7 protein-coding genes are annotated in these 11,535 nt (G+C 35.7%); 1 reads left to right on the top strand and 6 read right to left on the bottom strand.

Going from position 1 to position 11,535, the window contains the following annotated elements; genetic code table 11:
* Window position 1 precedes the first annotated feature (1 nt).
* The 6 genes from FZC40_RS04810 to FZC40_RS04785 form a co-directional block, all read right to left on the bottom strand.
* Entirely contained in the window at window positions 2–829 is an 828-nt protein-coding gene (locus FZC40_RS04810) for a CheR family methyltransferase (protein WP_148602793.1), read from the bottom strand.
* A 35-nt stretch (window positions 830–864) separates the two neighbouring features.
* The gene (locus tag FZC40_RS04805) at window positions 865–2,589 is read right to left on the bottom strand and encodes a methyl-accepting chemotaxis protein (RefSeq protein ID WP_148602792.1); all 1,725 of its coding nucleotides are present in this window, start codon (window positions 2,587–2,589) and stop codon (window positions 865–867) included.
* On the bottom strand, window positions 2,586–3,098 hold the full coding sequence (locus tag FZC40_RS04800; RefSeq protein WP_148602791.1) for a chemotaxis protein CheW: 513 nt from the start codon (window positions 3,096–3,098) through the stop codon (window positions 2,586–2,588). Before FZC40_RS04800 ends, FZC40_RS04805 begins: the two co-directional genes overlap by 4 nt.
* Before the next feature lie 23 nt (window positions 3,099–3,121).
* A complete protein-coding gene (locus tag FZC40_RS04795) occupies window positions 3,122–5,221 on the bottom strand; it encodes a chemotaxis protein CheA (RefSeq protein ID WP_148602790.1) in 2,100 nt (699 codons plus the stop codon).
* Between the two features lie 281 nt (window positions 5,222–5,502).
* Window positions 5,503–7,803, bottom strand: a complete 2,301-nt coding sequence (locus FZC40_RS04790) for a methyl-accepting chemotaxis protein (RefSeq protein ID WP_148602789.1) — start codon at window positions 7,801–7,803, stop codon at window positions 5,503–5,505.
* A gap of 202 nt (window positions 7,804–8,005) precedes the next feature.
* Window positions 8,006–10,312 (bottom strand): methyl-accepting chemotaxis protein, encoded by a 2,307-nt coding sequence (locus FZC40_RS04785; RefSeq protein ID WP_148602788.1) that lies wholly within the window; start codon window positions 10,310–10,312, stop codon window positions 8,006–8,008.
* Window positions 10,313–10,850: 538 nt separating this feature from the next.
* Between FZC40_RS04785 and FZC40_RS04780 the strand changes: the two genes are divergently transcribed.
* Window positions 10,851–11,528 carry a TetR/AcrR family transcriptional regulator gene (locus FZC40_RS04780; RefSeq protein WP_148602787.1) on the top strand — a complete coding sequence of 226 codons (678 nt, stop codon included), beginning with the start codon at window positions 10,851–10,853 and terminating at the stop codon, window positions 11,526–11,528.
* Window positions 11,529–11,535 lie beyond the last annotated feature (7 nt).

The following is an 11,535-nucleotide window of genomic DNA, read 5'->3' as shown; positions in this document are numbered from 1 at the left end:
TTTAAACGCATTTTTGATAGACTGAAGGCATCATGTATTTAAATTTTGTTGTTCGCAGATCAATGGATTCAGAGTGACCGATAAATAGATAACCGCCTGGTTCGAGGCAATCATACATTTTTTCAGAAAGTCGATCCTTTGTCGGTTGATCAAAATAAATCATCACATTGCGGCAAAATATAACATCTAATTTTTGACTAAATGGAAAAACAGGATTCATTAGATTGAACCGACGAAAGATCACATTATCCCTAATTTCGTCACTAACCCTAACAAAATTATCATCCTGACGTACAAAATATTTTAATTTCCAAATTCTTGGGAGGGGTTCGATATCTTCACAACTGTATATTCCTTTTTTAGCAGTTACCAATACTGTAGTTGAAATATCAGTTGCCAAAAGACTAGTATTCCATAAATGTGCGTCTTTTTCAAAATACTCCTTCATGATACAAGAAAGGGTATACGGTTCTTCCCCAGTTGAACTGGCCGCACACCATAATCGGATATCATGCTTTGCCTCATTTTCTTTCGTTTTTTTTATATCAGGCAACACGGTGTTTTTAAAATACTCAAAATGATCTGCTTCTCGCATAAAATAAGTATGATTGGTAGAAACTTTATCAATCAATACCGAACTTGCCCCTCCGGTTTTATCGTTGATCAGATAATGGTAGTATTCCGAAAAAGAATCAAAACCCAATTCAATAAGCAACTTACGCAGCCGCCCAACAAGAAGCAGTTCTTTATTTTTTTTTAAGTTAATTCCAGACTCCTTATAAATATAAGCGGTCAAGAGCGCATACTCCTCTTTCGTAATTTCAATCATTCGTGTCACCTCTCATAATTTTCAATTACACTTATCTAATATTTCCCAAACTCATCATCATCCAGACGAATTCGTTTTTCAGAAGGGATCTCTGTTTCCTTCTTTTTGTTTCTAATAATTGCCTGTTTATTCTCCTCTTTCATTTTATCAAACATTCGTATCATTTCAGAATTTAATTGATCATAACTTCCGCCTTCCAAAAATGAACTTCGTCGAAGTCTAAAACGTGCAACCTGTTCTTTCAAAAGCTCTGCCTGACTAGCCAGTTCTTCGCTGGCTGCTGCGGTTTCCTCTGAAGTCGCAGAAGTAGCCTGAACAACATTAGAAATCTGAACGATCCCTTGATTAATCTGATCAACCCCAATTGCCTGTTCATTTGAAGCTACTGAAATATCATTAATAAGCATGTATACTTTCTCTATCGATTCTACAATCTGATTCAGGGCTGTTGCTGTTTCATTGGCAATTTTGGTGCCTCCTTCAACCTTCTTGATTGAACCTTCAATAAGTGCTGTGGTTTCTTTTGCCGCATTCGCTGAACGTGCTGCCAAATTTCTGACTTCTACCGCCACCACTGCAAATCCTTTACCATTCTGCCCCGCTTTAGCAGCTTCTACAGCAGCATTAAGTGCCAGAATATTTGTTTGAAAAGCTATCTCATCAATAACTTTAATAATTTTATAAATATTGTTGGATGAATCACTAATTTCTTCCATTGATCGTAACATTTGCTGCATATGATCATTTCCGGAAATTGCATTATTTTTTGTATTTTTAGCTAATTCATTGGCCTGATTTGCATTATCTGCATTTAAACGTGTCTGCGATGCAATCTCTTCGACTGATGATGTCAGCTCTTCCACCGAACTTGCCTGTTCAGTTGCACCCTGAGCTAAAGAAATACTTGAATCCGAAACCTGTCGGGAACCGGAAGATACTTGATCGGTGGCCTCATTAATATTGTGCAAAACTTCATTGATATTTGTCAGCATTTGATTATAAGAATCTGCCAATATTCCCATCTCATCCTTAGTATGAATATCAACAGTTACGTCCAAATCTCCATCCGCCATTTTCTTGGATGCCGCCATCATTTTACGAATGGGTTTTTTTATCGTCGATGAGACAAAGAAACCCAGACAAATCGAAAGTGTTATTCCAATGACAATGATTATTATGGTCATAACCGTTGATGAGTTAGCAATTGCGTTATTATTTTTTGATGTATCTTCAGCAGTTTGAAGTTTTATTTCAATTGCACGGTTTATATCATTGTTAATAACTCCGCGTGTATTTGTATAATCACTGCCATTTTTAAGCGCTGCCGCCTCAGGCTGCTTTCCCTGTTTTGCAAGCGAAATTACTTCCGAGACAAGTTTATCTAAATTTTCTTTTTTAACCGTAATTTCTTCTATCAGTTGTTTTCCTTCCTCAGATACCAAAGTCGTATTAATACTGCTTAAATAGTCATCAAACGATGCGCTATTTTTCTGAATGCCGGTTTCAAGTGTGGCTATTTCTTCCTGGGATGTTGCTGTCGCAACATCATCAATACTTGAATTTATTTCAGAAAAAGATTCGACGAGATAAATCAGTTCGCCTAATGGTACAGTCATCTTTTGATAAAGATATGTGTCCTGTTTATCCACGGTTGTGATATTGACTACACCAAGAATACCAATCCCCCCTGCGATTAAAGCAACAAGTAAAAAACTAAAAATCAATTTTGTCCCAATTTTTAAATTATTAAACCAATTCATTCTTTTTTCCTCCCATATTGATCTTCATTCAACGTTTTTTCGAATTCATTATGCATTAGTACTTTTTCACAATCCAACAATAGTATTACTTCATCACCAACTTTACCGATGTTTTTGACAAATTGGTTCGAAATTCCGGTGCTCATCATGGGTTTGTCGTTAATATTATCGTCAGCAATCGTAACAACTTCTGAAACACTGTCGACGATTAATCCTACAGTATCTGCTTCTATATCAGTGACGATAATGCAGGTTCGTTCATTATAATCAACAAAAGTTTTACTAAAACGCAATCGCATATCCATGATTGGAATAATTCGGCCTCGTAAATTAATGATGCCTCGGATATAATCCGGTAATTCTGGAACTTCCATGTATGGCAGTATTCCAATAATCTCTGTAACGTAGCCAATCCAAATTCCATAGGCTTCATCTTCCAATAAGAATGTGAGATATTGTCCCTTTTGATCAATTTCTTCATCAAAAATATTCACTGCTTCATTATTCATCTTTTATTTCCTTTCATAAAAAGCTATTGGATACGTAATCCTGTGAGCCCCCCTATATCCATAATCAAACTGATGCTCCCGTCAGCCAGAAGGGTACATCCAGCTAATCCAAGAATTTTCTTCGTGGATGTTACATAATGGGGAAGGGATTTCACCACCACCTGTTGTTGTCCCAGAAGTTCATCTGCAAAAATACAAATTCGTTTTTCATCCTGTTCCACCATAATAAGAATGCCTTTTAATAAATCAGTTTGACCATTTTTTATTTTGTAATATTCATACAATCGCAAAATCGGATAACATTTTCCCCGAATCATGACCATTTCATTATTATCCGGATCTCTAAAACAATCACCTGCCTGAGGTCTGAAAGATTCTGAGATTGTGGCTATGGGTATCGTATACCGAGATCTGCCTACACTAATGTTCATACCTTCGACAATGGCCAAGGTTAATGGAATTTTCATCGTAATGGTGGTTCCAAGATCCGGTTCGCTGTCAACCAGCACGACTCCACCGATACTTTCTAAATTTTTTACCACCACATCCATACCAACACCCCGGCCGGAATACTCTGTAATTGCCTCATTTGTAGAAAACCCCGGTAGTAAAATGAGTTTATAAATTTCCCGATCCGTCATTTCTTCTGCTGATTTTTCTAAAATTCCATTCTTTTTTGCCTTTTCAATGATTTTTTCTTTTGAGAGCCCCTTCCCATCGTCTTTCACAACAATAAGAACATCACTACCCATATTTTTAGCTTCCAGAATAATATGTCCAACTTTATCTTTTCCTTTTGCCAGTCGCTCGTTCTCGTCTTCAATTCCATGATCTATAGAATTCCTGATCACATGCATCAATGGATCCGAAATATGTTCAATGATATTTTTATCGACTTCAGTCTGTTCACCAATAAATTCCATGACTATTTCTTTGTTTAGTTTCTTACACATATCCCGGACAATTCGGTTCATTTTCATGAAAGTATTTGATAACGACACCATCCTTATGGCCATCACCATATCCTGAAGTTCTTCAGTAATTTTATGAAGCTCTAAAGATGCTTTATGGAAATTCTCAGATTCAATATTTTCGACTTCCGGACTTTGGGTAACCATCGATTCAGATATTACCAGTTCACCCACCAAATTCATAAGTTTATCAAGTTTATCAACATTTACACTAATCATGGCTTGACCATTAGCACTATTTCCATTTGAGCTATTGAGTTTTCCTGTCACTTCATTTGATGCAGGCTTTGATTTTTTATCCTCAAATAAATCAATCAATGGCGCTTGCGGTATCGCTGGCTTAGCAACTTCCAATTCTTTCTGAAATGCTTTCAAAGCCCTTTCATCCACTTCTCGGACGGATAATCGATCAGCAAAAATGCACTTATCAAAATAAGCTTTAATCATTTCATAACCAACATCCGACTTCATATAAACTTCAAACCCCATCTCGCGAATTTCAATTGCAGTCTCGGGATTGTCCGCAATATCAGCTGGTGAAAAATAAATTTCCTCTACCATATCCATTAGTCCCAAAACCAAAGTGTACGCACGGATATTTTCCATCATGCAATCATCTTGAAAAAAAACAAGAGCATGAAAGCAAGCACTTAATGATATAGCTGGATTTTTTTCCTGAGGTATATAATATTGTTTAGCTTTTGTTTCCTTTGGCTTATCCATTATTTCAGCTCCGCCAAATTCCGCTTTCATTCCATCAAGAAAGATTTTCAAAGATTCAATCAAGGTTTCAGCATCACCATCCGGTTCATTTTTATTCGTAATTTTTTCGACTTCAATTTTTATAAAATCAACACATTCCAAAACAAGGTCAGAAATACCTGAATAATCCAGCTGTTCCGGCTTTTGCTCTCTTATAAAATAAAAAACATCTTCAACGGTATGGGCCACCTTTTCAATCGTATTAAAAAGCATCATTGCCGACGAACCTTTAATTGTATGCATAAAACGAAATATCTCACTGATATTTTCAGCACTGAAGCCACCCTGTTTTTCGCTACTGATAATTGCTTGCTCCAATTGATCCAGCATTTGAGTTGTTTCAAAAATATAGATATCCATCATTGGTTCGTTTTCAAAATTTATTGACACTTTTTTTCACCTCCACATCCAAATTATTTATTCCCTTAAGTTAATAATCGGGATTTTTTTTTACAATATACATTACTATTACCCTTAATCACTTTAAATATTCATCAAATGTGTAGAGGTTAACATTATTATTACAAATGATGAAAGCGATTTAATAGTTCACTTTGGTCTCCCTGACTTCAAAAAAAACTCTTTTTTCGGATTAAATCATAAATTGATTTTACCGAAAAAAGAGTTTTAGTTAATAAATCATGCTTTCTATTTATAAATCTTAATTTTTATCATTTCCTTAATTGGAATTGTCCAATCATTTCTTTTAAAATCTGTGCCTGACTAGACAGTTCTTCACTCGCTGCTGCACTTTGTTCTGCAGTTGCCGAGTTGTTTTGAACAACTTGCGCCACCTGCTCAATCCCCATGTTGACCTGGGCAATACCAGAAGCCTGTTCATTCGAATCTTCTGCAATCTTTCCGACTAAATCTGTTACTTTGACAATTCCCTCAACAATTTTATCAAGAGCAGCTGCTGTTTCATCCGCAATCTTTGTTCCAGCTTCCACCTTATCAATAGATCCTTCAATAAGACCAGATGTTTCTTTGGCTGCTTCCGCACTTCGTGCTGCCAAAGTACGAACTTCTTCCGCAACCACGGCAAAACCTTTACCATGCTGTCCAGCCCGTGCTGCTTCAACAGCAGCATTTAAAGCCAGGATATTCGTCTGAAAGGCAATGTCATCAATGACTTTAATAATTTTTGATATGTCACTGGAAGATTTGTTGATTTCTGCCATTGAATTCTGCATTTCAGACATTTGTGCATTCCCTTTAGCAGCATATTCCTGAACATCCGTCGTCAATTCTTTGGCTCTATTTGCATTAACTGCATTATTCTTTGTCTGATCTGCAATTTCTGCAATTGAGGCTGATAACTCCTGTACTGAGCTCGCCTGTTCCGTCGAACCCTGAGCTAAAGACTGGCTGGCATCAGATACTTGATTTGAGCCTGCTGTGACCTGTTGGGCGGCATCATCAATATTACCCAACAGTAAATTTAATGACTTGATGATCTCATTAATTGCAATAGAAATGGCATTGAAATCACCATCGTATTCTCTTATATTTTCAACATTTAAATTTCCATCAGCCATTTGACCCGTAACATTTGAAATATCACTGATAACAAAGTCTAAAACTTTGCCAACATTATTGACCGACTGTTTTAATTTTTCAAATTCACCCTGGTATGAGCCATTAACAGTCGCTTTTAAATTTCCTACCAGAAGTAAAGGGAACACTTCAGAAACCTCTTTAAGCGGTTTCGAAACTTCTTCCAGTATATCATTCATGCCACCGATGAGTTCTTTCCATGATCCCTTGAATTTAGTTTCATCCGCTCTTATCTCCAGTTTTCCTTCGATGGCTGCGGTAGTGAGTTGTGTTGCATTCTCAATCAAGGTACCGATTGATTTTTTCACTAACCCTAAACTCAGTTCAATCGTTTTAAACTCGTTATTTATTTCAACTGTATACTCCCCAACTTCCGCAATATTCATATCAAAGTCAAAATCCCCGTCTGCCATATTCAGCAGATTGCTGGCCAATCTTTTTACTTCTCTTTCAGTATAAACATTAACACTCATCGTTGGGGTTGTATCATGAGATATCTCAACAAAACCTATTGAATCTCCATTTTTGTCCTTCATATCCACGGTATCCATTCTGTAAAACCTGTTCATAAATTCGAAAGGATACTCAGTCAAACCTTTTTCAAGAAGTCTTCTAATGCCGCAGTCTTCAGTGTTACACATGTCTAAATTGCATGTATTACAATCTACTCCGTAGATTGATTCCCGATTTTCTGCTGCACCAGTCAGTTTCATCAAATCCTCAAGCGTTTTATTAACAAAGATAATCTTCCTGTCTTTATCCATGGTTGTCACTCGGTAAGGTAGTGCATCAACGATTGCCAGATAAAGCTCCATCTTGCCAGTAATTGCATCCATGGTCGTATTCACATTTTCGATCAGCGTTTTATAATCACCCGAAAGCTCTTTGACATTGACTCTTTTATCAAAATTTCCGATTTTTGCTAAACCCGCAGTCGTGGCGGTTTCAGTCTCAAGTTGTTTAACAGAATTGCTGATAGTCAGCAAACTCTTACCAAGTAAATCTTTTTCGGAATTTGGCAATATTTCAACCGATAAATCTCCATCCGCCATCTTCTTTGCAGCAATAGAAATAGTTTTGATATTCTCAGCGACTGTAGTAATCGCTAAACCCAGATCACCTAATTGATCATTTGAATTTTGAATATTTACATCAACATCTATATCTCCTGTTGCAAGCCTATCAGCAGCTTCAGCAAGCTTTGATATTTTATTTGAAATGTTTGTCATTGCAAAAATGATTATGCCAATCATGATTACCAGACCAATTCCACCAGTTAACAGTATAAGGCTTTGAATATCGTCAAACTGATTTTCAGCAAAAAACAATATTCCAACCATTACTGCAAATAAAATTGCAATCGGTAATCCAATAGACAGAATCATTTTTGACAACAAATTCTTTCTTTTTTCCATTTCTCTCCCCTTTTTCTCCAATGTTCTCCCACTTTATTTATATTATTATTGTTTTTATGGTATTATCCGCATTTTTAATAATATTTTTTATTTCAGTGTATTGTATAAATGCGCACAGAATCATCAAAACGAAACGATATAATGATATCACCGTTGTTATTTGTTTTCAATCAATACATTTTAATCACACTTTGAGTTTTTGTCATTTTCTTAATTGGAATTGTCCGATCATTTCTTTTAACATTTCTGCCTGACCGGAAAGCTCTTCACTGGCAGCTGCACTCTGTTCAGCCGTTGCCGAATTATTTTGAACCACCTGAGCAACTTGCTCAATCCCCATGTTGACCTGGGCAATACCAGAAGCCTGTTCATTCGAATCTTCTGCAATATTTCCGACTAAATCTGTTACTTTGACGATTCCTTCAACGATTTCATTAAGAGCTGCTGCTGTTTCATCCGCAATTTTTGTCCCGTCTTTTACCTTTTCGATGGATCCTTCAATAAGACCTGATGTTTCCTTGGCAGCTTCCGCACTTCGTGCTGCCAAAGTACGTACTTCTTCTGCAACTACGGCAAATCCCTTACCATGTTGTCCGGCTCGCGCAGCTTCAACAGCAGCATTCAAAGCCAAGATATTCGTCTGGAAAGCAATGTCGTCAATGACTTTAATAATTTTTGATATGTCACTGGAAGATTTATTGATTTCAGTCATTGAATTCTGCATTTCTGCCATTTGTGCATTGCCTTTAGTTGCGTACTCCTGAACATCCGTTGTCAAGTCTTTGGCTTTGTTCGCATTCATAGCATTTTGTTTCGTCTGATCAGCAATTTCTGCTATCGAGGCTGATAACTCCTGTACAGAACTTGCCTGCTCCGTCGAACCTTGAGCTAACGCCTGACTTGCATCGGATACTTGATTGGAGCCTGCGGTGACTTGTTTGGCTGCATCATTGATGTTCCCGATTAAAGAATTTAATGTTTCAATAATTTTATTTAATGCATGAGAAACATCAGCAAAATCATTTTGCCATATTTCAACACTTTCAATATCAAGATCTTCATTAGCAATATTTTTGGTTACCTCAGATATTTTCGAGACAACCATGTTTAAATTACCGGCGGTATTATTGACCGATTGCTTTAGTTCATCAAACTCACCTTTGTACTCGCCATTAACATTCACTTGTAAATTTCCAATTGACATTTTATTCATGACATCCGCTATCTCTCGTGTTGGTCTTGCAATTTCTTCAAGAAAATTATTCATACCGCCAATCAGAGTCTTCCATGATCCGTTGAATTTTGTTTCATCTACCCGTGTATCTAGTTTTCCTTCAATTGCTGCAGTGGTTATTTTGGTGGCATCTTCAATTAGTTGACTAATTGAGCTTTTTACATGATTTAAATTTTCCCCAATTTCTGTAAACTGATCATGTAATTCAATCGTATATTCGTTTGCTTCAGCAATATTCGTATCAAATTCTAAATCACCTTCTGCTAAACGTAACAAATTCTTTTTCAACCGTGTAACTTCTTTATTGGTATAGACACTTCCACTCATAACTGATGTTAAGTCTGAGCTCATTTCTATATAACCTATGTTTTCGCCCTTTCTATTTTTCACATAATTTGTATTTTTTTGGTTATAGCTTCCTTCGAATTCAAATTTCATTTCTGTAATTCCCTTAGAAATTAATTGATATATAGCACAGGCATCAGTACATTCTTTTGAATTACAAACCGCTATGTTAAATTCACAGCAGTCTGTTCCATAAACCGATTCTCGATCTTTAATAATACCCGCGGCCTGCAATTTTCCTTCCAATATTTTATTTATAAATGCCCATTTTACATCCAAGTCTGCAACGAGAATTGGATTAGGAATCGCATCAAGCATTGACTCATACCAAAATATCTTATTATCAGCATTATCTATTGTCTGATTGACGTTTTCAATTATCTTTTTATAATTCCCTGTAATTCCAATTGCATTACCTTTTTTATTAAAAATCCCCCTACCGGTTAAATCTGAAAGCATCGCCGTATCTGTTTCAACTCGTTTAATGGAATCTCTTATTATTATCAAATTCTTCCCAATTAGATCTTTTTCAGATATTGGTTGAATATCAATTGCTAAGTCTCCATCTGCCATCTTCTCTGTAACAATCGATTGAATTTTCATATTTTCCGCAATTGATGCAATCGCCAAACTCAGTTCGCCTAATCGATCTCTTGAATTTTGAATACTCCTATTTTGTTCAATTGCAGTATCGCCTATTGCAAGCCGACTAGCAACTTCGGTTAGGTCGTTTATTTTAGTTGAGATTCCTTTTGATGCTAAAATGATTACTCCCATCATGATAACCAATCCGATTCCTCCGGTTATCCAAACAACACTTTGAGCATTTCCAGTATACAATAGTATCCCGATCATTAATGCGAATACGATTACAGTTGGAAGTCCAATAGACAGAACCATTTTTAATAACAAACTCCTGTTTTTTTCCATTTTTTTACCTTTGCCTTTCAAATTTTACTTTTTACTTTTTACTTTTTACTTTTTACTTTTTACTTTTTACTTTTTACTTTTTACTTTTTACTTTTTAATCCATTATTATTCAGACATAATCTGACTTTTTCTGTCTGTCAATAATTTTATCTTCGTTTAAATTATCTTTCGTTTTCTAATTTATCTGCATTATTAAAATGCACGTCGATCCTTACGATTTCATCATATATATATTATCACTGTTGCAATTAAATTTCAAGAAAAACATTTTATTCGCATTTAAAAAAGCGAAGTATCATGGTGTGATACTTCGCTTTGAGCTTTAGCTTATTTCCTTGATCGACAATAAATTTTATTTTCTTCGGTACGCTTCTGTACTAAAATGATTAACTAGCAAACCATCGATTTATACGTGTATAGTTTATCATTGCAACATTAACACGTCAACCCTTTCTTTATACACACATAGCTTAGTATTGATAATTCCTTGTTTATGTGGTTTAATTAATTGATTTTATATTATCGAAACGGAGAAACTATGAGTGTTAATAAAGCAAAAACAAACAAACAACTTATTTATGATACTGCCAAAAATCTTTTTTTTACTGAAGGCTACCAGGTAGGCTTTCGTCGCATTGCTCAAGAAATAGGTATCAGCCAAGGCTTGATCACCTATCATTTCAAGACTAAGCGCAATATTGCCATCGAAATTTATAAAGAAGACTATCAGATTTTATCAACCTACCTCAAATATATTGTTAATCCTGATGAAGATATTTTTTTATACATTGTCAGTTTTTATAATCTCAATTCGCGCATAAATACAGCCAATCCTGAAAAGCTCAATTTTGTCAAAATGACTCAATCGGATAATATTAGCTGTGAAGCCATTTACGCAAGTAGCTTTAAGCAGATTTACCTTAAATTAATTAACCATATGCAGCCAAACAGCTATGATCAAGAAAAAAATCTCACTCTTTTTTTAGCAACTACCTATTCTACTTTTAGTGCCATTCTACAAAAGCAAACTGAAAGCTTTGATTTTAGTGATGAAGAATCGCTGATCCATTCAGTTGATTTAATGTACTATTGTCTGGGATATGATCGAAATCCGAAACGCACGACTGACATTATTCAAAAGGCAAAAGAACGGGTGGATTCCTTGTTTGCCAAGTATCCCCACCTGTTGGATATTCACCAATATTTTATAAAATAAAAACAAT

Source organism: Acetobacterium tundrae (assembly GCF_008086615.1).
In the GTDB taxonomy this organism is placed as follows: Bacteria; Bacillota; Clostridia; order Eubacteriales; family Eubacteriaceae; genus Acetobacterium; species Acetobacterium tundrae.
The sequence above is the reverse complement of the archived record's forward strand: the minus strand, read 5'-3'. Positions and strand labels throughout refer to the sequence as shown.

Coding starts and splice junctions, on each gene's coding strand:
- FZC40_RS04810 (WP_148602793.1), bottom strand. CDS start 829: ATGATTGAAATTACGAAAGAGGAGTATGCGCTCTTGACCGCTTATATT.
- FZC40_RS04805 (WP_148602792.1), bottom strand. CDS start 2,589: ATGAATTGGTTTAATAATTTAAAAATTGGGACAAAATTGATTTTTAGT.
- FZC40_RS04800 (WP_148602791.1), bottom strand. CDS start 3,098: ATGAATAATGAAGCAGTGAATATTTTTGATGAAGAAATTGATCAAAAG.
- FZC40_RS04790 (WP_148602789.1), bottom strand. CDS start 7,803: ATGGAAAAAAGAAAGAATTTGTTGTCAAAAATGATTCTGTCTATTGGA.
- FZC40_RS04785 (WP_148602788.1), bottom strand. CDS start 10,312: ATGGAAAAAAACAGGAGTTTGTTATTAAAAATGGTTCTGTCTATTGGA.
- FZC40_RS04780 (WP_148602787.1), top strand. CDS start 10,851: ATGAGTGTTAATAAAGCAAAAACAAACAAACAACTTATTTATGATACT.